General features: G+C 71.6%; 24 protein-coding genes. 13 read left to right on the top strand and 11 right to left on the bottom strand.

What is annotated here, in order from left to right; all coding sequences use genetic code 11:
* Positions 1–68: 68 nt before the first annotated feature.
* From ACFRCR_RS05945 to ACFRCR_RS05935, 3 genes are all read left to right on the top strand, one after another.
* Entirely contained in the window at positions 69–497 is a 429-nt protein-coding gene (locus ACFRCR_RS05945) for a helix-turn-helix transcriptional regulator (RefSeq protein WP_377676112.1), read from the top strand.
* Between the two features lie 86 nt (positions 498–583).
* Positions 584–988 (top strand): VOC family protein, encoded by a 405-nt coding sequence (locus ACFRCR_RS05940; protein WP_377676111.1) that lies wholly within the window; start codon positions 584–586, stop codon positions 986–988.
* Positions 989–1,107: 119 nt separating this feature from the next.
* The gene (locus ACFRCR_RS05935; protein WP_377676110.1) at positions 1,108–1,947 is read left to right on the top strand and encodes a hypothetical protein; all 840 of its coding nucleotides are present in this window, start codon (positions 1,108–1,110) and stop codon (positions 1,945–1,947) included.
* On the opposite strand, the gene ACFRCR_RS05930 is transcribed toward ACFRCR_RS05935, so the two are convergent.
* Together ACFRCR_RS05930 and ACFRCR_RS05925 are read right to left on the bottom strand one after the other, a co-directional pair.
* Positions 1,919–2,245 (bottom strand): antibiotic biosynthesis monooxygenase family protein, encoded by a 327-nt coding sequence (locus ACFRCR_RS05930; RefSeq protein WP_377676109.1) that lies wholly within the window; start codon positions 2,243–2,245, stop codon positions 1,919–1,921. The two genes, ACFRCR_RS05935 and ACFRCR_RS05930, sit on opposite strands and share 29 nt — an antisense overlap.
* A 26-nt stretch (positions 2,246–2,271) precedes the next feature.
* Positions 2,272–2,796, bottom strand: a complete 525-nt coding sequence (locus tag ACFRCR_RS05925; RefSeq protein ID WP_377676108.1) for an acyl-CoA thioesterase — start codon at positions 2,794–2,796, stop codon at positions 2,272–2,274.
* A 124-nt stretch (positions 2,797–2,920) separates the two neighbouring features.
* On the opposite strand from ACFRCR_RS05925, the gene ACFRCR_RS05920 reads away from it, so the two are divergent.
* Complete coding sequence (locus tag ACFRCR_RS05920; RefSeq protein ID WP_377676107.1) at positions 2,921–3,337, top strand: DUF3817 domain-containing protein; 417 nt, start codon at positions 2,921–2,923, stop codon at positions 3,335–3,337.
* Positions 3,338–3,367: 30 nt separating this feature from the next.
* On the opposite strand, the gene ACFRCR_RS05915 is transcribed toward ACFRCR_RS05920, so the two are convergent.
* Positions 3,368–3,955 carry a DJ-1/PfpI family protein gene (locus ACFRCR_RS05915; RefSeq protein WP_377676106.1) on the bottom strand — a complete coding sequence of 196 codons (588 nt, stop codon included), beginning with the start codon at positions 3,953–3,955 and terminating at the stop codon, positions 3,368–3,370.
* A 78-nt stretch (positions 3,956–4,033) separates the two neighbouring features.
* The gene (gene nadA, locus ACFRCR_RS05910; RefSeq protein ID WP_377676105.1) at positions 4,034–5,239 is read right to left on the bottom strand and encodes a quinolinate synthase NadA; all 1,206 of its coding nucleotides are present in this window, start codon (positions 5,237–5,239) and stop codon (positions 4,034–4,036) included.
* 72 nt (positions 5,240–5,311) lie between these two features.
* Between nadA and ACFRCR_RS05905 the strand changes: the two genes are divergently transcribed.
* The gene (locus ACFRCR_RS05905; RefSeq protein WP_377676104.1) at positions 5,312–6,541 is read left to right on the top strand and encodes a glycerate kinase; all 1,230 of its coding nucleotides are present in this window, start codon (positions 5,312–5,314) and stop codon (positions 6,539–6,541) included.
* 156 nt (positions 6,542–6,697) lie between these two features.
* On the top strand, positions 6,698–7,048 hold the full coding sequence (locus ACFRCR_RS05900; protein ID WP_030153043.1) for an iron-sulfur cluster assembly accessory protein: 351 nt from the start codon (positions 6,698–6,700) through the stop codon (positions 7,046–7,048).
* Positions 7,049–7,149: 101 nt separating this feature from the next.
* On the opposite strand, the gene ACFRCR_RS05895 is transcribed toward ACFRCR_RS05900, so the two are convergent.
* Together ACFRCR_RS05895 and ACFRCR_RS05890 are read right to left on the bottom strand one after the other, a co-directional pair.
* Positions 7,150–7,458, bottom strand: a complete 309-nt coding sequence (locus ACFRCR_RS05895; RefSeq protein ID WP_377676103.1) for a sulfurtransferase TusA family protein — start codon at positions 7,456–7,458, stop codon at positions 7,150–7,152.
* Entirely contained in the window at positions 7,455–8,621 is a 1,167-nt protein-coding gene (locus ACFRCR_RS05890; RefSeq protein ID WP_377676102.1) for a cysteine desulfurase family protein, read from the bottom strand. The genes ACFRCR_RS05895 and ACFRCR_RS05890 overlap by 4 nt, the downstream gene beginning before the upstream one ends.
* Before the next feature lie 341 nt (positions 8,622–8,962).
* Here ACFRCR_RS05890 and coxB point away from each other — a divergent pair, with 341 nt between their 5' ends.
* Genes coxB through ACFRCR_RS05875 form a run of 3 tightly spaced genes read left to right on the top strand, consistent with a single transcriptional unit; the run spans position 8,963 to position 12,086 of the window.
* Entirely contained in the window at positions 8,963–9,874 is a 912-nt protein-coding gene (gene coxB / locus ACFRCR_RS05885) for a cytochrome c oxidase subunit II (protein ID WP_138824248.1), read from the top strand.
* Positions 9,874–11,691 carry a cytochrome c oxidase subunit I gene (gene ctaD, locus ACFRCR_RS05880; RefSeq protein ID WP_377676101.1) on the top strand — a complete coding sequence of 606 codons (1,818 nt, stop codon included), beginning with the start codon at positions 9,874–9,876 and terminating at the stop codon, positions 11,689–11,691. Before coxB ends, ctaD begins: the two co-directional genes overlap by 1 nt.
* Positions 11,688–12,086, top strand: coding sequence for a cytochrome c oxidase subunit 4 (locus ACFRCR_RS05875; RefSeq protein ID WP_138824250.1), 399 nt, complete (start codon positions 11,688–11,690; stop codon positions 12,084–12,086). The genes ctaD and ACFRCR_RS05875 overlap by 4 nt, the downstream gene beginning before the upstream one ends.
* Before the next feature lie 154 nt (positions 12,087–12,240).
* Here ACFRCR_RS05875 and ACFRCR_RS05870 read toward each other — a convergent pair whose 3' ends face one another.
* From ACFRCR_RS05870 to ACFRCR_RS05850, 5 genes are all read right to left on the bottom strand, one after another.
* Entirely contained in the window at positions 12,241–12,384 is a 144-nt protein-coding gene (locus ACFRCR_RS05870; protein WP_377676100.1) for a hypothetical protein, read from the bottom strand.
* 941 nt (positions 12,385–13,325) lie between these two features.
* Complete coding sequence (locus ACFRCR_RS05865; RefSeq protein WP_129429624.1) at positions 13,326–13,952, bottom strand: superoxide dismutase; 627 nt, start codon at positions 13,950–13,952, stop codon at positions 13,326–13,328.
* Between the two features lie 262 nt (positions 13,953–14,214).
* A complete protein-coding gene (locus ACFRCR_RS05860; protein WP_191792300.1) occupies positions 14,215–14,856 on the bottom strand; it encodes a 1-acyl-sn-glycerol-3-phosphate acyltransferase in 642 nt (213 codons plus the stop codon).
* 189 nt (positions 14,857–15,045) lie between these two features.
* Positions 15,046–16,605: a PQQ-binding-like beta-propeller repeat protein gene (locus tag ACFRCR_RS05855; RefSeq protein WP_377676099.1), complete on the bottom strand. Its 1,560-nt coding sequence runs from the start codon at positions 16,603–16,605 to the stop codon at positions 15,046–15,048.
* Between the two features lie 43 nt (positions 16,606–16,648).
* Entirely contained in the window at positions 16,649–17,866 is a 1,218-nt protein-coding gene (locus ACFRCR_RS05850; RefSeq protein ID WP_377676098.1) for an NYN domain-containing protein, read from the bottom strand.
* A 125-nt stretch (positions 17,867–17,991) separates the two neighbouring features.
* Here ACFRCR_RS05850 and ACFRCR_RS05845 point away from each other — a divergent pair, with 125 nt between their 5' ends.
* Genes ACFRCR_RS05845 through ACFRCR_RS05830 form a run of 4 tightly spaced genes read left to right on the top strand, consistent with a single transcriptional unit; the run spans position 17,992 to position 22,388 of the window.
* Positions 17,992–19,224 carry an ROK family protein gene (locus ACFRCR_RS05845; protein ID WP_377676097.1) on the top strand — a complete coding sequence of 411 codons (1,233 nt, stop codon included), beginning with the start codon at positions 17,992–17,994 and terminating at the stop codon, positions 19,222–19,224.
* Positions 19,224–20,204: a carbohydrate ABC transporter permease gene (locus tag ACFRCR_RS05840; protein WP_377676096.1), complete on the top strand. Its 981-nt coding sequence runs from the start codon at positions 19,224–19,226 to the stop codon at positions 20,202–20,204. Before ACFRCR_RS05845 ends, ACFRCR_RS05840 begins: the two co-directional genes overlap by 1 nt.
* Positions 20,197–21,090, top strand: a complete 894-nt coding sequence (locus ACFRCR_RS05835; protein ID WP_377676095.1) for a carbohydrate ABC transporter permease — start codon at positions 20,197–20,199, stop codon at positions 21,088–21,090. Before ACFRCR_RS05840 ends, ACFRCR_RS05835 begins: the two co-directional genes overlap by 8 nt.
* A 32-nt stretch (positions 21,091–21,122) precedes the next feature.
* Positions 21,123–22,388 carry an ABC transporter substrate-binding protein gene (locus ACFRCR_RS05830; RefSeq protein WP_377676094.1) on the top strand — a complete coding sequence of 422 codons (1,266 nt, stop codon included), beginning with the start codon at positions 21,123–21,125 and terminating at the stop codon, positions 22,386–22,388.
* Positions 22,389–22,439: the final 51 nt, after the last annotated feature.

The following is a 22,439-nucleotide window of genomic DNA, read 5'->3' as shown; positions in this document are numbered from 1 at the left end:
GCTCGATGACGACCCCACGCCCGTTCTCGACGGACGACCCCGGGCGACCCCGGTGCTACGTTCGGAGGATGACCCCGCAGGAGATCGAGGAGCTCGTGCTGCTGCGCCGCGCGCGGGACCTCATGGACCGGGAGTACGCGGCGCCGCTCGACGTCCCGACCATGGCGCGCAAGGCACTCATGTCTCCCGCGCACTTCTCCCGCCGCTTCCGGGCGACGTACGGCGAGACGCCCTACTGCTACCTCATGACGCGACGGATCGAGCGGGCGATGGCCCTGCTGCGGGGCGGCGCGAGCGTCACGGACGCGTGCATGGCTGTCGGGTGTACGTCGCTCGGCTCCTTCAGCTCGAAGTTCACCGAGGTCGTGGGCGAGACGCCCTCGGCGTACCGGAGCAGGGAGCACGCCGCGGTCAAGGCCATGCCCCCATGCGTGGCCCAGGTCCTGACACGCCCGGCGCGCAGCGCTGCGGCGACCGCGGGGACCGCCGCGGGCTGAGCACAGCAAGGTCGCGAGGGGGGGACGGCCCGCATCGAGCAGGATCGGAGAAGCGGTCGCACGAGCCCCGTCCTAGAGTCGCCGTCATGACCATCTCACTGAAGTTCTGCAACATCACCGTCAACGACGTCGACGAGTCGATCGCGTTCTACAGCGACGCGCTCGGGCTCAAGGTGCACAACGACGTGGGCTCCGAGGGGTTTCGTTGGGTCACGCTCGGGTCGGACACGCAGCCCGGTCTGGGCATCGTGCTCTCGGCACCGCACGCGGGTCGCTCGCAGGCCGACGGCGACGCGCTCCAGGAGCTCATGATCAAGGGCGTCCTGCCGATCCTCGTGTTCGCGACCGACGACGTCGACGCTCTCTTCGAGACCGTCCGGGCGTCGGGCGCCGAGGTCCTGCAGGAGCCCATGGACCAGGACTGGGGTCCGCGCGACTGCGCGTTCCGGGACCCGTCGGGCAACATGGTCCGGGTCGCCCAGGCCGCCTGAGCAGGGTCGAGCGGCCGGGACAGGGGGGCGAGCGGCCGGGGCAGAGGGACGAGCGGCCGGTGCCCGAGGCCACGCCGCTGTCGGAGACGCGGACCCCGCCGAAGTGGTGGGATAGGAGCATGGCGAACGAGACCATGGTCCCCCTGCTGCCGTGCGCGTCGATCGACGAGATCCACGACTTCGCCGTGGCCCTCGGGTTCGAGGTGACCTACCGGCAGACCCGGCCCAACCCGTACCTCGCGCTGCGCCGCGGCGGCATCGACCTGCACTACTTCGCGATGGACGGCTTCCGTCCCGAGGACTCGTACGGCTCGTGCCTGGTCGTGGTCGACGACACCGAGCCCCTGTACGAGGCGTGGGCGGCCGGGCTGCGCACGGTCTACGGGAAGCTGCCGCTGAGCGGTCTCCCGCGCATCACGCGGCCCCGTCGTCGGGCGAACGCGGGCGGGCTGAGCGGGTTCAGCCTCGTGGACCCCGCCGGGAACTGGTTGCGGGTGGTGCGGCGCCCCGAGGACCCCGAGCCGGGGGCGGAGGATCTCGCGGACCCCACCGGCACCTCGGCGGGCCGGTCGCCCGCGGCGCGCTCGGGCTCGGGGGAGGACACCTGCCGCCCGGACGGCCCGCCGGGGGAGTCGCGCCTGCTGCTCGCCGTGGCCAACGCGGTGGTCCAGGCGGACTCGCGCGGCGACGTCGGGCAGGCCGTGAAGATCCTCGACGGCGCGCTGCGCCGCGACGCCGACGCGGGGGACCTGGGCGCCCCCGCGCGGGACCGGGTCGAGGCCCAGGCCTTCCGTGCCGAGCTGGCCGTCCGGCTCGACGACGCCGCGACCGCCCGGCGCATGGTCGACGAGGTCGACCGGTGCGTGGCCTCGGCCCGGGGGCAGCACCTCACGCAGGACCTGACGACGGTCCTCGCCCAGCTCGAGGACGTCAGGGCGTGGCTGTCGGCCCAGGGATGACGGACACCTCGCGGTAGTGCTCGACGACCGGGAACGGGTCGTAGAAGTGGTGCAGCAGCGCCTTCCACCGCAGATACTCGGGCGAGCCGCGGAACCCCTCGGTGTGTGCCTGGAGGCTGTCCCAGCGCACGAGCAGGAGGTACGTCGTGGGGCGCTCGACGCACCGCGACACCGAGAGCCCACCGAAGCCGGGCATCGCGGAGATGATCGTCCGCGCATGCGCGAAGGCCTCCTCGAAGGCGACCTCCTGGCCGGGAACCACGTGCAGCAGGGCGTGCTCGAGCACCTCGTCCGTCATGGCCCGCAGCGTAGGGCGGCGCGGGCTCAGCGGGCTGCGACGTCCACGGCCTGGGCCCAGTCGCGCACGTCGGCCGGCAGCTCGGGGCTCACGGTCGAGGTGCCCAGGAGGGCGACGACGTCGGGCCCCGGGATGCGGTCGCCCGCCTTCGACAGGAAGCGGCCCGCGACCAGGCCGCGCGCGCACAGGTCGCCGGCGCGCGTGAAGACCTGCTCGAGGTAGACGACGCGCTCGTCCCACCCGAGCACGCGCGTCGTGATCTCGAAGCGGTCCCAGAGCTGGAGCGAGCGGCGGTACTTCATGGTCGACGACGCGACGACGGGGTACCAGCCCTGGTCTCGCAGGAGCCCGAAGGCGCCGAGGTCGGCGAGGAAGTTGCTGCGCGCCACGTCCATCATCTGCAGGTACACGCCGTTGTTCACGTGCAGGTAGAAGTCGAGGTCGCCGGGGCGCACGCGCATGCGGGTCACGGAGGGGTCGAGGACCCCGCGGCCGGGCACGGCCTTGCGCGGCAGGGTGCTGGCGATCGTGAGCTGGATCTGTCGGGTCACCGTCGCAGGCTACTACCGAGCACGGGCGGTATCAGGTATCGCGGGTCGGCCTCGCCCCTGGGGCCGCCGTGCGGGACTCGCCGGTCGTTCGGCCCGCCCGGCGAGGCGTGTGAGGATGGCCCCCGTGACTTCCCGAACCGCCGCCCCCGTTCCCGATGCCGCCCCGACGCCCGCAGCCGCCGACCTCTCGTCCGAGACCTCGTCCGTGCCCGCGGTACCCACCGCCTCCCACCACTGGACCGTCCGCGCGTTCCGCGTCGTCGCGATCGCCGAGGCCTTCTCCTGGGCAGGCCTGCTCGTGGGGATGTACGTCAAGTGGATCGCCGAGGCCTCCGAGATCGGCGTCAAGATCTTCGGTCCCGTCCACGGGGGCCTGGTCGTCGCGTACGTCGCGCTCGCGCTCGTCGTGGCCGTCCGCCAGCGCTGGTCGCTCCTGACGCTCTTCTTCGCGCTCGCCGCGACGCTGCCGCCGTTCCTCACCGTCTTCTTCGACCGGTGGGCGCACCGCTCGGGCCGCTACGAGGAGCGCGCGGGCGCCTGACCCCGGGCGGTCGTGGCGCGGCGCAGGTCCTCAGCCCTCGTACTGCAGGGCGCGCCGGACCTCCTCGGCCACCTCGGCGCTCTCGAGCCGTTCGACGAGGTGCAGCGCCATGTCGATCCCGGCCGACACCCCGGCCGAGGTGACCACGTCACCGTCGTCGACGAACCGGGTCTCGGTGTCGACGAGGATGCTCGGGTCGAGACGGGCGAGCTCGTCGACGTGGTCCCAGTGGGTCGTCGCCGGACGCCCGGCCAGCAGACCGGCCGCCGCGAACGCGAGCGAGCCCGTGCACACGCTCGTCAGCAGCGGGGTCCGGGCTCGCATCGCGTGCAGCCAGGCGAGGTGCGTCGGATCCCCGACCAGCCGCTGGATGCCGGGCCCTCCGGGGTGCACGAGCACCTGGACCGGGACGACGTCGTCGGCGGACCCGTCGGGGACCATGTGCAGGCCTTGTGCGAGCCGCACCCCGCGCCCGTCCCACGAGAACGTCGAGACCCGCGGCTTGAGGGCAGAGCGCTCGCGCCACGTCGTGAACACCTCGTAGGGGCCCGCGACGTTGAGCTCCTCGGCGCCGTCGAACACGAAGATCCCGACGCTCAGACCGTTCCCGGTCGTCATCCGTCACCCCCGAGGGTCGATGCGATGGTGCGACCGTCGGGTCCGCCGGCGGGTGCCGACGGGCCCGACGGGTGGTTTCTAGAGTCCGGGCAGGGCGAGCATCTGGTCGAGCGCGACGCGTGCCCAGTGGGCGTCGTCGGCGTCGACCACGATGCGGTTGACCGTGCGCCCGGCGACGAGGGACTCCATGGCCCACACGAGGTGCGGCAGGTCGATGCGGTTCATCGTCGAGCAGAAGCAGACGGTCGAGTCGAGGTAGTGCACCTGCTTGTCCGGGTGCGCGCGGGCGACGCGCCGCACCAGGTTGAGCTCGGTGCCGATCGCCCAGGACGAGCCGGGCTCGGCGGCATCCAGCATCTTGATGATGTACTCGGTCGAGCCCACGTAGTCCGCGGCCTCCACGACCTCGTTCTTGCACTCGGGGTGCACGAGCACGTTGACGCCCGGCACCGCGGCACGGATGTCGGTCACGTTGCGCTCGGAGAAGCGCCCGTGCACCGAGCAGTGCCCGCGCCACAGGATCATGCGCGCGTCGCGCAGCTCGGCGTCGGTCAGGCCGCCGTTGGGCTTGCGGGGGTCGAAGACCACGCAGTCCGCGGGGGACATGCCGAGCGCCCGGAGCGCGGTGTTGCGTCCCAGGTGCTGGTCCGGCATGAACAGGACCTTGCTGGGGAGGGAGCCGCCCGCAGCGTCCAACTTGTCGAATGCCCAGCGCAGCGCGACCTCGGCGTTCGAGGACGTGCAGATGGTCCCGCCGTGCCGGCCCGTGAAGGCCTTGATCGCGGCGGTCGAGTTCATGTACGTCACGGGGAGCGTGACGTCGGCGATACCGGCGTCCTGGAGGACCTCCCACGCGTCCTCGACCTGGTTGATCGCGGCCATGTCGGCCATCGAGCAGCCCGCGGCGAGGTCCGGCAGGACGACCTGCTGGGCGTCCGAGGTGAGGATGTCCGCGCTCTCGGCCATGAAGTGCACGCCGCAGAAGAGGATGAACTCGGCCTCGGGACGGGCCGCGGCCTCGCGCGCGAGCTTGAAGGAGTCGCCCGTGACGTCCGCGAAGTCGATGACCTCGTCGCGCTGGTAGTGGTGGCCCAGGACGAAGGCCCGCGAGCCGAGCGCGGCGCGGGCCGCACGGGCACGTTCGACGAGGTCGGGGTCGCTGGCGGCCGGCAGCTCGCCGGTGCACTCGACTCCTCGCTCGGAGGCCAGGTCCCGGCCCTGTCCGAGGAGCAGGAGGGGGGAGGGGGCAGGTTCCGCGAAGGCGCTGTCCAACAGGGTGCTCACGGGACCATCGTCGCACAACGGTCGGTCGGTCGAGCAGCCCTGCCGGGGTTGAGGGCCTGGCACAATCGCGGCATGCACCTCCTCCTCGCCGCCGCGGAACCGCTCGCCCTGTCGGACGGGAACCTGCCCGCCGAGGGGGCGTGCGCCCTGGTCGCCGAGACCTGGACGGCCACGGTGCGCGGCGACGTGGACCCGTGCGTCCTCAACCCTGGGGCGGCCGGCTTCCTGCGCGCCCTCGCGGCCCACGCCCCCGAGCAGGTGGCGGTCATCGCGCGAGGCGCAGCCGGTGACGACCTGCCCGTGACGTTCCGGCTCGGTCTCCCCACGGCGACCGGGGCGCGCACGGCCTACGTCGAGGCGGCGCTCCTGCGTTCTGCGCCCGCCGACGGGAGCACCTCCGGCGCAGGGCTTGGCGCGGCGACGAGCTACGGCGTCGGGCAGGTGGTCGCGCTCGCTGCCCGACGGGCCTCGCGCGTCGTCGTGGCGACGGGGGACAGCGGCGCGCACGACGCCGGGGCCGGGATGCTCGCGGCGCTCGCGGGGACCGGGCCGGGGCCGCTGACCCGCGGCGGGGCCGCGCTGGGTGCGATCACCGTCGACGAGGCCGCGGTCGTGCTGCGCGCCCGGGACGCGCTGCGGTCCGTCGAGCTCGTCGGCGCGGTCGAGTCCGACCTGCCGCTGCTGGGCCTGCACGGGGCCAGCGGAGCGCTCGCGGTCGAGCGGCCCGCGCTGGCGACGCTCGCCCAGGAGCTCGAGCGGGCGCACGGCCACTACGCGCACGAGGTCACGCGCGCGCTGGAGGGCACGGCACGCCGCGACCTGCTGTCCAGCGCTTCCGGCCGCTCGGGAGTCTCCGGCCCGACGGCGGCACCCGCCCCGGGCGGTGGGGCGTTCGCGTCGCGCGCGGCCGCCGACCGGAGGCTGACCGGGCTGCCCGGCGCGGGCGCGGGCGGGGGTCTGGGCTTCGGGATCGCCGCCGCCGGCGGTCGCCTGCTGCCGGGGACGTCGCTGGTCGCGCACGTCGTCGGGCTGGGCGCGCGGGTCGAGGCCGCCGACGTCGCGGTCGTGGTCGTCGACCGGCTCGACGCGTCGACGACGCACGACGGTGTCCTGCCCGAGGTCGCGCGCCGGGCCGGTGCGCTCGGGGTCCCGGTCGTCGTCCTGGCGCGCGAGATCCTGGCCGGGCGGCGCGAGCAGGCCGCGGCGGGGATCAGCGGTGCCTACGAGCTCGGGCCGGACAGCGACGCGGCGCGTGCACGGGTCGCTCGCGTGGCCCGCACCTGGGCCGGCAGCGAGAGGTGAGCGCGGGCGTCGTACACTCGGGAACAGAACCATCTCCCGTCGTGTTGACGGGTATGCGACAAGCCTGAGGACCGATCGGCCTGCCCGGGAGCGGGAGCCGCAGACCGACGGCACACCACGGGGCGAGAGCCCACCGAAGACTGTGCGGAGAACACGATGAGCGAGACCACCGAGACCGCCACCCACGGCGTCCTGCTGACGGACTTCGCGGCCGGCAAGATCCGCAGCCTCCTCGAGCAGGAGGGCCGCGACGACCTGCGTCTGCGCGTCGCCGTCCAGCCCGGTGGCTGCTCGGGCCTGATCTACCAGCTCTACTTCGACGAGCGTGTCCTGGACGGCGACGCCCTCAAGGACTACGACGGCGTCGAGGTCGTCGTCGACAAGATGAGCGTCCCCTACCTGGACGGCGCGACCATCGACTTCGCCGACACGATCGAGAAGCAGGGCTTCACGATCGACAACCCCAACGCGGGCAGCGCCTGCGCGTGCGGCGGCTCGTTCGGCTGATCCTCGCGCGTCGGCAGCCCCGCTGCCGGCCAGGAGCCACGACGGCCCGGTCACCTCATGGCGGCCGGGCCGTCCGCGTCCGGGGGGTGGTCGCCGGGTGGTCACCCACCCAGGCGGACGGTGATCGCCCAGGTCGTGGCGCCGTCGGGCGCGCTCCCGGGGTCCGCCGCGTCCGCGTCCTGCCCCTCGGCACCTTCCACGACCGTGCTCTCCACGACCGTGCTCTCCACGACCGCGTGGCCGCGCATGCGCGCCCAGGCCGGGACGTCGTGACGAGCCGCGGGGTCGGTCGACCAGACGGTCAGCACGTCCCCCGGCGCACGGTCGCGCGCGGCGGCCGCGAGCCGGATGACGGGCAGCGGGCAGCGCAGGCCGCGCGCGTCCACGAGCGTGACCGGCTCGTCGCTCACAGCCCGCTCACCCCGAGCGATGCGCGCACCCTCGCGACGGCCCCGGGCAGGATCGCGAGGAAGCGGTCGACGTCGTCCTCCGTGGTGGCCCGGTCGAGCGAGATGCGCACGTTGCCGTGCGTCAGGACGCCCATGGCGGCCAGGACGTGGCTGGGCTCGAGCGTGCTCGACGTGCACGCCGACCCCGACCCGACCGCGAACCCCGCCCGGTCGAGCTCGATCACCAGGGCCTCGCCGTCGACGAACAGGAACGAGAAGGTCACGACGTGGGGGAGCCGGTCGTCGGGGTCGCCCACGACCTCGACGTCGGGGATCTGCCCGACGACGCCGCGCACCTTGTCGACGATCGCCCGGCGCCGGACGTCCTGCGCCGCGCGGTCGGCCAGGACCGACTGGAGCGCGACGGCGGCCGCGAACGCGGCGGGCACGCTCACCCCGCCGGGGAACCACGGCTCGGCGTCCTCGGGCCAGGTGCGCCGCCAGCGGACCCGGTTGCGGACCGCCAGCACCCCGACGCCCGCAGGGCCGCCCCAGTCGGCGGGGTCTGCAGCGAGCAGGTCCCACTCGACCGGAACCTCCCCGTGCCCGACGACGGCGCCCGCGTCCACGAGGAGCGGCACCCCCGCGCGGCGCGCGGCCGCGTGCACCGCGGCGACGGGCTGGACCGTGCCGACCTCGCCGTTCGCGACCTGGAGCGCGGCGAGCGCGGTCCCAGGGCTCGCGACCGCCGCGGTCATCGTGGCCTCGTCGACCCGGCCGAGCGTGTCGACCGGGACCTTCACGAGGGCGTCGGGGCTGCCCGCGGTCGCGACCGCGAGCTCGGCCGCGTGCAGGACCGCGGCGCGCTCGACCGCCGAGACGACGATCCCCGGTCCTGTGCGACGGCGCCCGAGCGCGACCGCGCCCACCGCGGCGTGCAGGGCGGCCACGTGCGAGGGTGCGAGGTGGACCTCCTCGGTCCGGGCGCCGAGGCCGGCGGCGATCGCCTCGCGGGCCCCGTCGAGGAGCACGGCGGCCCGGCGTGCCTCGGCGTACAGGCGCCGGGGGTCGGCCCACCCGTCGTCGATCGCCTGGGCCAGGGCGGTGCGTGCGAGGGGGTGCAGGGCCGCCCGGCCGCCGTTGTCGAGGTAGACCCGACGCGGGGGCGTCGTGGTGTCGGTCACATGAGCTCCAGAGGGCGTGCGAGGCGGCCGGGGGAGGGCTCCCGAACCGCCGATCGGCGAACTTTCATTGCAGACGCGCCGAATGTGCCGTGGACGCGACGTACACCGTGCACCGTAGCGCGGGCCGCGCGGGAAGCGACGATCTGACAGATGCGCCGAGGGTGTGCCGAACCCCGGGATCTTGCGGGAAGTTGGCGGATTCGTCACGCTCAGAAGCCGCGTTGACGGCGCGAGAGAGGGCATTTGCGCGCTAGGCTCTGTGGGTCGAGGACGAAGGTTCTGCGGGGAACTCGTGGAGAAGATCGAGCCCCCCTGTCGAACGTTGAAGTGAAAGGCCCCCCTTGCACTCGCAATCCCCTAGCCGCACACGGCGAACCATCCTGCGAGCGACGGCTTCCGCCGTCGCGGTCGCAGCCTTGGCCTCCGGTTGTGCCAGTGAGACCGTTCAGCGCGGATTTCTCCCCGGATACTCCGACGGTGAGGTGACCGACCAGACCGCCCGCATCACGTCGCTGTGGAACGGGTCCTGGATCGCGGCACTCATCGTCGGTGTCATCACGTGGGGGCTGATCCTGTGGTGCGTGGCCGCCTACCGCAAGCGCAAGGACGACCACGTCCTGCCCGTGCAGACGCGCTACCACCTGCCCCTCGAGATCATGTACACGGCAGTGCCGATCGTCATGGTGCTCGTGCTCTTCTACTACACCGACCGTGACATGACGGCGATCAAGGACCTCTCCGCAGAGCCTGACGTCGAGATCCAGGTCATCGGCAAGCAGTGGAGCTGGGACTTCAACTACCTCACGGACGACGTCTACGAGTCCGGCCAGCACGAGGCCAACGTCGGCGACCTCCGTTCCGAGGACGAGATCGAGGGTGCCCCCGGCACCGCGACGTCGCTGCCCACGCTGTACCTGCCGGTCAACGAGGTCGTCCGGTTCAAGCTGGACTCCCGCGACGTCATCCACTCGTTCTGGATCCCCGCGTTCCTCTTCAAGATGGACATGATCCCGGAGCGCACGAACGAGTGGCAGGTCACCCCCACCCGTGAGGGCGTCTACGCCGGCAAGTGCGCCGAGCTCTGCGGCGAGCACCACTCGGGCATGCTCTTCAACGTCGCCGTGGTCTCCCGCGAGGAGTACGACGCGCAGATGCAGAAGCTCGAGGACAAGGGTCAGACCGGCGAGCTCGGGCTGGACCTGAACCGCCTCCAGGACCCGAACCCCCCCGTCGTCACGGAAGGTGAGAACTGATGGTCGCGCAGGCCGAAGTCATTCCCGGTCTCGCCCCGAAGCGCCAGACGCTCGGACGAACCGTCATCAAGTGGGTCACCTCGACCGACCACAAGACCATCGGGTACATGTACCTGATCACGTCGTTCATCTTCTTCTGCATCGGCGGCCTCATGGCCCTCGTGATCCGTGCCGAGCTCTTCGAGCCCGGCATCCAGATCGTGCAGAGCAAGGAGCAGTACAACCAGCTCTTCACGATGCACGGCACGATCATGCTGCTGCTGTTCGCCACCCCGCTCTTCGCGGGCTTCGCGAACGTCATCATGCCGCTGCAGATCGGCGCACCTGACGTCGCCTTCCCGCGACTGAACATGTTCGCCTACTGGCTCTACCTCTTCGGTGGCCTCATCGCCTCGGCCGGGTTCTTCACGCCGCAGGGCGCCGCGTCGTTCGGATGGTTCGCCTACGCGCCGCTGTCGAACACGACGTTCAGTCCAGGGGCCGGTGGAGATCTCTGGGTCTTCGGCCTGGCCCTGGCCGGGTTCGGAACCATCCTCGGTGCCGTCAACTTCATCACGACGATCATCACGATGCGCGCTCCGGGCATGACGATGTTCCGCATGCCGATCTTCACCTGGAACACGCTGGTCACGAGCCTCCTGGTCCTGATGGCGTTCCCCCCGCTGGCAGCGGCGCTGTTCGCGCTCGGAGCGGACCGCCGGCTCGGTGCGCAGATCTTCAACCCGGAGAACGGCGGTGCCATCCTCTGGCAGCACCTGTTCTGGTTCTTCGGCCACCCTGAGGTCTACATCATCGCCCTGCCGTTCTTCGGCATCGTCTCGGAGATCCTGCCGGTCTTCAGCCGCAAGCCGATCTTCGGCTACAAGGGCCTGGTCTACGCGACGATCGCGATCGCGGCGCTGTCCGTGACCGTCTGGGCCCACCACATGTACGTGACCGGCGCGGTCCTGCTGCCGTTCTTCGCGTTCATGACGATGCTCATCGCGGTCCCGACCGGTGTGAAGTTCTTCAACTGGATCGGCACGATGTGGCGCGGCAAGCTCACGTTCGAGACGCCCATGCTCTGGTCGATCGGCTTCCTCGTGACCTTCCTCTTCGGTGGTCTCACGGGCGTCATCCTCTCGAGCCCGGCGCTGGACTTCAGCCTCTCCGACTCGTACTTCGTCGTGGCGCACTTCCACTACGTGGTCTTCGGCACCGTCGTGTTCGCGATGTTCGCCGGGTTCTACTTCTGGTGGCCCAAGTTCACCGGGCGCATGCTCAACGAGAAGCTCGGCAAGATCCACTTCTGGCTGCTCTTCATCGGCTTCCACGCCACCTTCCTCGTCCAGCACTGGCTGGGTGTCGCCGGTATGCCGCGTCGCTACGCGGACTACATGCCGGAGGAGGGGTTCACGTGGATGAACCAGGTCTCGACGGTCGGCGCGTTCATCCTCGCCGCCTCGACCCTGCCGTTCCTCTGGAACGTCTACACGACCTGGCGCAACGCGCCCAAGGTCACCGTGGACGATCCGTGGGGCTACGGGGCCTCGCTCGAGTGGGCGACCTCCTGCCCGCCGCCGCGGCACAACTTCACGTCGCTGCCCCGGATCCGCTCGGAACGCCCCGCATTCGACCTGCACCACCCCGAGGTCGCGGCCATGGACCACGCCGAACCCAACCCGAACGTCCTGCAGCAGATCTACGGCGACGCTGACCGCCGCGGCGAGCAGCAGGTCGCCATGGACCGGGTCGAGGGCAAGGATCACCCCAGCGCCAAGTCCTCGACGATGATCATCGACGAGCCGCGCGACGGCGAGAAGGAGGACGGCAAGTGAAGGTCGAATCGAGGCTCCACCTCTTCCTCGCACCGTTCTTCCTCCTGATGGCGCTCGTCTACGGGTTCTGGAGCCACTGGGAGCCGGTCGGTTCCGCAGCGCTGTTCCTGACCTTCGGCCTCGCTGCCATGATCGGTGGCTACCTGGCCCTCACGGCCAAGCGCATCGACTCGCGCCCCGAGGACGACCCGGACGGACTCATCGAGCAGGGCGCGGGCGACCAGGGCGTCTACGCGCCGTGGAGCTGGTGGCCGCTGGCCATCGCAGGCGCCGCGGCGATCGCCTTCCTGGGCCTCGCGCTCGGCTGGTGGATCCTCGGTATCGGCGTCGTCCTCGGCGCCGTCGCCCTCGTGGGCTGGGTCTTCGAGTTCTCTCGCGGACAGCACGCGCACTGATCGACCGCACGACACGACGGGCCCCGCCTCCCCTGGGAGGCGGGGCCCGTGCGCGTTCTTGGGGCACGGCGGTGCGTGTGAGGTCCCGGCGGCGGGGGAGTGCGTGCTCCGCGGAGCCGCGGATGCCGGAGGCCGCCGTGCGCTCGCTGCGGCCTCACACCTGGTGTGCAGCCGAGGACCGCTCCTGCACGAGGGCGGTGACGTCGACGATGCCGACGGGCAGGCGTGCGACCAGGCCCTCGAGCGCGGGTGTCACGAACGTGACCGTGAGCTGGACCTGGAGCTGGTACTCCGTCACCGACTCCCCGAAGGCGACGAGCAGGCCTCCGGCACCTGCGCGTGCAGGTCCCGGGCGGCCGCCGCCTCGACCGCGTGCCACCGGCTCGGGACCAGCACGATCCGATCGTCTCCCTCTCGCCCGAGGTCGCCGACAGCCCGAGCTGCTGCGTCGACGTCGGTGACCGTGACTCGGAGCGTGCCTCCACCCGCGCCCTCGTCCTCGGCGCACGACTCGGGACCCGGGCCCGTGCCGTGGGTCACCACGAGGCCGAGCGCGTCGAGGGTGCGCAGGAGGTCTCTGGCGCCGGATCACCGGACGTGCAGCCGCAGCCGCAGCGACCGGATCTGCGGGCTCGTCGTCCGCTGCTGTCTCGCCCGGGGTCCTGTGGTCCCCGCGATGGCCCAGGACGGTCACGTGGGCGACCCGGATCTCGTCTCCGGTCCAGACCCCGACGACGTCCACGACGGCACCGAGCGCGTCTCGGGCCGGCAGGAACCCCGTGAGCGCCACCACCACGGCGCGTCCAGCGTGGGCGGCACCTGGTCGAGGCCCCGCGTCGCGTGCTCCGGAGGAGCCCGTGGCGTCCCTTCGACGCGACGAGGACTCCTGTGGCCCAGACGTCCGTTCCCTCGACCACCGCCATGGCTTGTCGTCCTCTCGCCGGTCCGTGGCCGTCCTCCCCGTAGGGCCTGCTGCACCTCCCGGTGGCGCTGTACCTCCCGGTGGCGCTGCACCTCCCGGTGGCGCTGGAGACGGTGCGGTGCCGCGACGCTGACGTCATCCGGAAGGGCGCACCGGTGGGGTCGGCGGTGCCCGTGTCCGATGCGACGATGACGCGCGTCGAGGTCCGTCGAGGCGTGCGACGTGGTGAGGCCTTGGCCTACGTCACGCCCAGCACGAACGGGCCGCACAGACACCCCAGGAAGGGGGCTGTGCGGCCCGTAGGGCGACGCAGAGGGTCAGGCGGGGATGATGAGGCCTTCGCCCTGGGTGCGGGCGCGGGCGAGGCGTGCGTCGGCGTCGGCCCAGTTGACGAGGTTCCACCAGGCGGTGACGTAGTCGGCGCGCACGTTCTGGTAGTCGAGGTAGTAGGCGTGCTCCCAGACGTCCAGGAGGACGATCGGGACCAGGCCCAGGGCGATGTTGCCCTGCTGGTCGTAGAGCTGGACGATGATGAGCTTCTTGCCGAGGGTGTCCCAGGCGAGGATGGCCCAGCCCGAGCCCTGGACGCCTGCGGCGACGGCGGCGAAGTGCTTCTTGAACTTCTCGAAGGAGCCGAAGTCCTCGGCGATGGCTGCGGCGATGTCGCCGGTGGGCTCGCCGCCGCCCTCGGGGGAGAGGTTGGTCCAGAACGCGGAGTGGTTGACGTGTCCGCCGAGGTTGAACGCGAGGTTCTTCTCGTGGAGGTTGACCGCGGCGAGGTCGCCGGAGTCGCGGGCCTCGGCGAGCTTCTCGAGTGCCGTGTTGGCGCCGGTCACGTAGGCCTGGTGGTGCTTGGAGTGGTGCAGCTCCATGATGCGGCCGGAGATGTGGGGCTCGAGTGCGCCGTAGTCGTACGACAGCTCGGGAAGGGTGTAGACAGCCATGGTGAGTCCTCTCGTTCGGTGTCGGCCACGCTAGGACCTCAACCGTGGTTGAGGTCAAGTCGGACGCCCTCGGGGCGGCGGTGGTGGCGAGCGGACCCGCCGGGCGCGATCCCTGGGGCACGTGGCCCTGCCCCGAGCACATCATGACCGGGCGGGTCTTGCACGTCCTTCTCAGGAAAGTGCCGTGTCCCGGCCGGTCGGTGACCGGCGGCCGGCCGGGCGTCCGGAGGCGGTCGGGCGGCCGACGGCCAGTGGCTGCCGGTCAGCTCGCGCGCTGCTGGCCGCTCATCGCGTGGATCGAGTCCATGACCTGCTCGGTGAGCTCGCGACGGGCCTGCGCAGGCTTGCCCGACGTGATCTGGCGCGCCGGCTCGATGGGCGCCCCGAACTGGACGGTCACGCGGTGGATGCGCGGGAGACGCGAGCCGACGGGCTGGACCTTGTCGGTGCCCTGGATCGCGACGGGCACGATCGGCGCGTGGCCCGCGAGCGCGAGCCAGGCGACCCCGGTGTGTCCCTTGTGGAGCTTGCCGTCGCGCGACCGCGTGCCCTCGGGGTAGATCCCGAACGCGCCCCCACGGTTGAGCACCTCGAGCGCGTCCTCGAGCGAGCGCTGACCGGCGCGCGGGTCGTCGCGCTGCACGGGGATGTGGCCGAGGGTGGTGAAGAACCACCGGGAGACCCGGCCCTTGAGCCCGGTGCCCGTGAAGTACTCGGCCTTGGCGAGGAACGTGACGTGCCGCGGGGCGACGATGGGGATGAGGAGCGAGTCCACGAACGACAGGTGGTTGCTCGCCAGGATGACGGGTCCGCGCCGCGGGATGTTGTTGAGGCCGGTCACCCGTGGCCTCAGCAGCGTGAAGGCCAGGAGCGACAGGATCAGCTTCAGCACCCGGTACGTCATCCGTACATTGTGCACCGACGTGCAGCCCGGCCCGACGGCGGGGCTCCGGTGCGCGCTCAGGGCAGTTCGGCAGAGCGCGGTTGGCCAGGGAGAACCCCGGCCCGTGCACGGATGTTCACGCTTGGTGGTTCGTTGCGCACCGCCCTCCGGCCGTGACCGTGCAGGCGGTCGGCCTGCCACGGGACCGGGTCACCCGAGGCGCAGGATCCGCTGCCCGTCGAGCACGAGAAGCCTCCCGCCGACCGCGAGGAAGCCGTAGGGCTCGACGGTGAGCGGTTCCTCCCATCGCGTGCTGCCGTCGGCCAGGTCGATCGAGGACCATCGCGCCCCGGAACCCGGCTGCGTCCCCAGCACGACGGTCAGCGACCCGTGGCCCGCGAAGGCCGCGGACACGTCGCTGCTCGACGACCCGCCGCGCTCGGAGGCCCGCCACGTCCACAGCTCCTCGCCCGTGACGTTGTCGATCGCCACGGCCCCGGGGAAGGTGCCGACGACGGTCATGTCCCGGGTCGCGAGCAGGACCTGCGCGGTGTACCGCGGGAAGGCCCAGACCTGGTGCCCGTCCTCGGCGAGGGCTGCGAGCCCGGAACCCGACCGGACGAACAGCAGAGGGGGCGCGGTGCCGTCCGTGGCGAGCGGGTCGAGCACCTCGCTCACGTCGCGCAGGATCACCGCGCCCTCCGCGTCCAGCACGTCCGTCCCCGTCCGGCCGATCGCCGTCCTGGTGAACCGGCCGTCGGCCAGGCCCTCGACGTACGCGTCGTCCCCGGACGACAGCAGGTCTCCCCCCGGAGAGAACGTGGCGCCCACCCTGCATCCCCTGACCGAGATCGTGCCCGCCACGTCGAAGAAGTAGACGGACTCGCGGTCGTCGACCATCACGCCTTCCACGGAGGTCTCGCAGGTCCCGTCGTCCCCGGCGACGTCGTCGGCCGGGACGGACCGCGTCCAGCGCACGTCGCCGGTGCGCGCGTCCTCCACGGTCACGACGAGCCCTTGGTCGTCCCGTGCCGCCCTCACGAGGTCACCGTCGGCGAGCACCTCCGTGCTTCCGCGGGAGGCGTCCAGGTCACGTTCGGCGAGCGTCCTGCCGTCGCGACCGAGCACGGAGACCGTCGTCGGCGGCCTGGTGGGGTGCGACGGCACGAGGTCTTCCAGGCTCCCACCGCTGACGCACGTGATGGTCGACAGGGCTGTGGCCCCCTCGGGGCGCGCGACGAAGGTGCCGCAACGGCTCCTCCCGAGGTCCGCGCGCCGCCAGACCTCCTCTCCCGAGGTCAGGTCGTGGGCGACGAGCGCTCCGTCGACCGGCACGAGGAGGAGGTCGCCGGCCAGCGTCGGCCAGGCCTCGCCGGTGTCGACGCTCCAAACCTCGTCCGGCGGCTGCGTTAGCCCGACGACCCCGCCGGGAGCGGTCCGCAGCAACGCTTCCGCCTGCCGGGCGCGGACCGTGTCCAGCGCGGTGAGCCCGCCGAGGACGAGCACGAGGGTCCCGGCCACGCCGGTGACGACCAGGCGTCGGCGGCGGTGCACCCTCGGGGCGCGCGGGACCGGGACGACGCCGTCCTCGTCACCGCTCGTGCCGACGCCGTGGGGCGCGGCGGGAGCGGCGTCGTCGGGCGGGGTGTCAGGTCGGCCGGAGGGCGCGCCGGGACGCGTGGGCCGCGGCGCGAACGCATCGTCGTCGTCCAGGTCGTCGACCGCCTCGAAGGCGATCTGGCGGGGTTGCTCTCGTCGTCGAAAGGGCACGCCCGGAGCCTAGCGGCCGGGCGTGCCCTGTCGGACGGTGCTGTCAGCGCGTGGCGACCGACACGAGGTAGTCGTCGGCGTCGTCGTCCCAGCGCAGGTCGATCGCGCCCGCGGTCTGCGCGGCCTTGCAGAACTGGAGGAAGCTGCGGTAGCCGAGCGCCTTCTCGCTGAAGTCGGGGCGCTTCTTGCGGAGCTGGTTCTTGAGGCCGGACAGCGGCACCGAGTCGCCCTGCTCGCCCACGACGGTGCGCAGCAGCGCGAAGTCGTCGCCCGCGTGGCCGCGCTCGGGCAGCGAGACCTCGGGGTCGCCCGTGGCGGGGCCCGCGCTGAGCTGGACCACGCCGCGCTCCTCGAGGTAGCGCAGGAACTCGCCGAAGTTGCGGAAGCCGTAGTCGGCCTCGCTGAACGTGGGGTCCTTGCGCAGCAGCGTGCGCTTGAGCGTCGAGGCCACGACGGCCCCGCTCGACGAGCTCGACAGGTCGGCGAGGGTCTGCGCGACGAGGACCGCGAGGTCCTCGTCCTCGTTGGTCGAGGAGGCCCCGTGCCCGACGGCGGAGCCGAGCTCGGCCTCGACGTCCAGCGGTGCGGGGGTCGGCTCGGGCGCGCTGTCGGTGACCGGTGCCACGTCGGCGGCGGGCGCCGTCGCGGCCTCGGGCGCCGGGGTGGGCGCGGCCTTGTTCGACGAGCCGGAGCTCGAGCCCGAGGAGCGGCTCGACGACTTGCGGGCCGTGCTGCGGTTCGAGCTGTTCGAGGACCGCTTGCGCTCGACGGGCTCGTCGGGGATCTCGACGCCCTCGAGGCGGTCGTAGAAGAGGAACTCGTCGCACGCCGGGGGCAGCAGCTTGGACGTCGAGTTCTCGACGCCGATGCCGATCACGCGCTTGTTGAGCTCACGCAGCTTGTGCACGAGGGGCGAGAAGTCGCTGTCCCCTGTACACATCACGAAGGTCGAGATGTACTCACGCTCGAAGGCCATCTCGATCGCGTCGACGACCATCTTGATGTCGGCGGCGTTCTTGCGCGAGGCCCCCATGCGCTGGGGCATCTCGATGAGCTCGACCTGGTGGCGGGTCAGGGAGCGGCGGTCCTCGTCGAAGTAGGACCAGTCGGCGTAGGCGCGGCGGACGACGACGCGACCGCGCGCGGCGAGCGCGTCGGCGATCGGCTTGAAGTCGAAGGTCATCCCGCCCAGGTGGTCGCGCGCGCCCAGCGCGAGGTTGTCGTAGTCGAGGAAGACGGCCAGACGTTCTTCGGTGTCCATATCGGCCAGGGTATGGCCCGCACGGTCCGAACGCCCATCCGCCGCGGCGACCAGCACGTTTGACACGTCTCGGCATGCGGACTTAGTTTGGTGCTAAAGATAGTCCCGAACAAAGGAGTTCTCCGGTGCCGACCACCACCGCTCGAAGCGACCACGGCGCCGCCGCGACGCTCGCGCTCCTCGGGACGCGAGGCCCCAGGAGCCGCGCAGCCATCGCCCGCGAGCTCGGTGTCAGCCCCGCGACCGTCACCCAGATCACCAAGGACCTCGTCGAGCGGGGCCTCCTGGTCGAGCTCGAGACCGTGCCGAGCCAGGGCGGACGCCCCGCCCGCCTCCTCGGGCTGAGCAGCGCACCCGCCCCCCGTGCCATCGGCGCCAAGGTCACGGCCGACCACGTCGCGATCGTGTCGGTCGGATTCGACGGCGAGGCGCTCTCGCAGTCGTCGCACCCGTTCGACCCCCGGCGCCCCGACGCGCTCGACGCCCTCGGGCACCTCCTGCGCGACGTCCTCGCGGCCGAGGACGGCCCGGTCCTCGGCGTCGGGATCGGCATCCCCGGCTCGGTCGACGCCCAGGCCTCCGGTGTCGTGACCGCCCCGACGCTCGGCTGGACCGCGGTCCCCGTCGGCGCCTCGCTGCGTCACACGCTCGGCGTGCCCGTCCTCGTCGAGAACGACGTCAACACCCTGGCCGTCGCCGAGCACCTGTACGGCACCGGGCGCGAGCACGCGTCGTTCCTCGTCCTGACGATCGGTCGCGGCATCGGCTCGGGGCTCGTGGTCGACAGCACCATCCGCCGCGGAGCTGCGGGCGGTGCCGGCGAGATCGGCCACTTCCCCGTGACCGAGGGCGGCCCGCTCTGCGGGTGCGGCAACCACGGGTGCCTCGAGGCGTACATCGGCGACGACGCCCTGCGTACCCGCGCGATCGCCGCAGGCGTCATCGGCCCCGACGGGACGGTCGCCGAGCTCGTGGCCCGCGCCGACGCGGGAGACCTGGGCGCCCGGGACCTGTACCACGAGGCAGGACGCCTGCTCGGACGCACGCTCGCGGGCGTCGTCCACCTCCTCGACCCCGAGCTCGTCGTCCTGCTCGGCGAGGGTATCGGCGCCTGGGCCCACTGGCAGACCGGCTTCGAGAAGACGTTCCGGGCGCACCTCCTGCCCACCCGCCGAGCCATCCCGTTCGTCGTCGAGCCCTGGGCCGACGACAAGTGGGCCCTGGGCGCCGCCGCCCTCGTCCTGGCCACGCCGTTCGACGCCGCGGGCGCGTCGGGCGACCAGGGACGTCTCGTCGTCGCCCGCATGCAGACCGACGCCGGCAACGCGCCGGCCCTCACCCCCACGAGGAGACAGTGATGTCCGTCCCCGCCACGGCGCCGCCACGGGCGGCCGCGCCGAAGCGCCCGACCCCGCAGCGACGGAGCACGTCCTCACGGTCGCGGTGGCGCAACCGGGGGTGGGTCCTGTTCTTCCTGCTCCCCAGCGCCGTCCCGCTCGTCGTGTTCACGCTCGCCCCCATGGTGAACTCGCTCTGGGTGAGCCTGCACGACTGGAACCTCGTCTCGCCCATGAAGTGGGTCGGCCTCGACAACTACGCCGACCTGCTGACCTCGGGCGACACCTGGCGGGTCCTCGGGAACACCCTCTTCTACATCCTGGGCTACCTCCCGCTTGTCTACGTGGGTGGTCTGGGTCTGGCCATGCTGCTCAACCGGGCGCTCAAGGGCCGCACGTTCTTCCGCGCGGCGTACTTCCTGCCCGTCATCACGAGCTGGGTCGTCGTGGCCCTCGTGTGGCAGTGGCTCCTCAACCCGTCCAACGGCCTCGTCAACCAGCTCGTCCAGCCGGTGCTCGACGGGCTCAACGGGCTCTTCGGGACCGACATGACGGCCCCGGGATGGTGGACCGACCCCCAGTGGGCCATGCCCTCGGTGATCCTCGCCTCGGCGTGGAAGGACCTCGGCTTCGTCATGGTCATCCTGCTCGCCGGTCTCCAGGCGATCCCCGGTGACGTGCTCGAGGCCGCCCGCGTCGACGGCGCCGGAGCGTGGAAGCGCTTCTGGCACATCACGTTCCCGCTGCTGTCCCCCTCGACGTTCTTCGTGCTCGTCATCTCGCTCATCAACGGGTTCCAGGTCTTCGACCAGGTGTACGTGATGACGGGCGGCGGCCCGTCCGGCGCGAGCCAGGTCGTGGTCGGCCAGATCTACGACCTCACGTTCCGCTACGGCCGGGCCGGGGACGCGTCCGCACTGTCCTGGATCCTCTTCGTCCTGATCCTCATCGTCACCGCGCTCCAGATGCGCGGTCAGCGCAGGTGGGTGAACCATGCCTGAGACCCTCGTCCCGACAGCCCCCGTCACACCGACCACGGCCCCCACCTCCCTGCGGCGCCCCCGGCGCTCCGCCGGTCAGATCCTCGGACGCATCGCCCTGTACGCGTCCGTCGTCGTCGGCGCGGTCATCATGCTCTTCCCGTTCCTGTGGACGGTCATCACGTCGATCACGCCGAGCGGCTCGCTCTCGGGCGGCCCGTCACTGATCGTCGAGGACCCGACGCTCGACGCCTACCGGACCCTCATGGTGTCCATGCCGGTCTGGCGGATCATCGCGAACTCGTTCGGGGTCGCGGTCGTCGCGACCCTGCTGCAGATGGTCACCGGGTCGATGGCCGCCTACGGCTTCAGCCGTCTGCGGTTCAAGGGCAAGAACATCGTGTTCGCGGCCTACCTGGCGACGCTCATGATCCCGCTCCAGGTCCTCGTCGTGCCGCTGTTCATCCAGATGACGCGGCTCAACCTCAACGACACGTACTTCGCGCTGCTCGCACCGTCGATCGCGTCGGCCTTCGGCATCTTCCTCCTGCGCCAGGCCGTCGACGGCGTGCCCCGCGAGCTCGACGAGGCCGCGACGCTCGACGGCGCCGGTCACCTGCGGATCTTCGGCCTCATCGTCCTGCCGCTCGTCAAGCCCGCGCTCGCGACGCTCGCGGTCTTCGCCTTCATGGGCTCCTGGAACAGCTTCCTGTGGCCCCTCGTCGTCATCCGGTCCCCCGAGCTCATGACGCTCCCCCTGGGGCTGTCCACGCTCCAGGGCCAGTTCACGACCCAGTGGGACGTCGTCATGGCGGGCTCGGTCGTGTCGATCCTGCCGATCGCGATCGTCTACATGTTCGCGCAGCGCCACATCATCGCCGGCATGTCCCACACCGGCCTCAAGTAGGAGTACGCACCCCCACCGAAAGGAGAGGTCTCATGACCTCACGCTTCAACGGACGCACCGCTGCGCTCGTCCCGCTCGCGCTCGTCGGCGTCACCGTGCTCGCGGGCTGTGCCCAGGGTTCGGCGACCACGACCACGGGCGCTGACGGCAAGACGGTCGTCCGCTACATGAACTTCACCTCGAACGACGGGCACGAGAAGGACCTCGACACCATCGTCGCGGCCTACGAGAAGGCGAACCCGGACGTCGACGTCCAGGTCGAGACGATCCCCTACGCCGACTACTTCACCAAGCTGCAGACCGCGTTCGCCGGGAAGACCGTCGCGGACGTCGTGGACCTCAACTACGAGAACTTCGTCTCCTACGCCGAGTCCGGTGCCCTGGCCCCGCTCGAGGACGTGGACGCCGCCCCCTACAAGGACACGCTCCTGGAGTCCTTCACGCACGACGGCACCCAGTACGGGCTCCCGTCGTCGTACTCCAACGTCGTCCTCTACTACAACAAGGCGCTCTTCGACGCCGCCGGGCTGGATTACCCCACGGCCGACTGGACGTGGGCGGACGAGCAGGCCGCGGCGACCGCCCTGACCGACACCGTCGCCGGCGTGTACGGCGACTTCCAGCCCGTGACGTTCCACGAGTTCTACAAGGTGCTGGACCAGGCGGGGGGCCAGTTCTTCACCGAGGACGGCTCGGCCTCGGCGTTCGACAGCCCGGAGGGTGTCAAGGCGGCCACCTGGCTCGTCACGAAGCCCGGGACGGTCATGCCCACCGAGGCCGACGGGTCGAGCACCCCCGACTTCGACAAGGACCTCTTCTCGGCCGGCAGGCTCGGCATGTGGCACTCGGGCATCTGGATGTTCGACGCCCTGTCCCAGGTCGAGGGCCTCGACTGGGACATCGTCGTCGAGCCCGGTGACGCCTCGAAGGCCTCGGCCCTGTTCACCAACGGGGTGGCCGTGACGGCCGCCTCGAAGGAGAAGGAGGCCGCCCAGGACTTCGCCGAGTTCCTCACGGTCTCGCCGACCGCGGTCGACACCCGGCTGGCGAGCTCGTGGGAGCTTCCGCCCGTCGCCGACGAGGAGGCCCTCGCCCCGTACCTCGAGCAGACGCCACCCGCGAACCGTCAGGCCGTGATCGACGCGCTCGACACCGTCGCCCTCCCGCCCGTGCTCGCCGCGCAGCAGGAGATGCAGGACGCGATCAACGAGGAGCTGTCCAACGCGGCCGCCGGCCGCAAGACCGTCGAGCAGGCCCTCACCGACGCCGCCGCACGCGTCGACCAGCTTCTCGGCTGAGCCCGCTCGCACCGCACCCGTCCGGCCGGTCGTGGTCGCGTGGTCCCGGAC

Source organism: Oerskovia sp. NPDC056781 (assembly GCF_042789955.1).
Taxonomy (GTDB): Bacteria; Actinomycetota; Actinomycetes; order Actinomycetales; family Cellulomonadaceae; genus Oerskovia; species Oerskovia rustica.
This window is presented reverse-complemented; position numbering and strand designations above follow the sequence as displayed.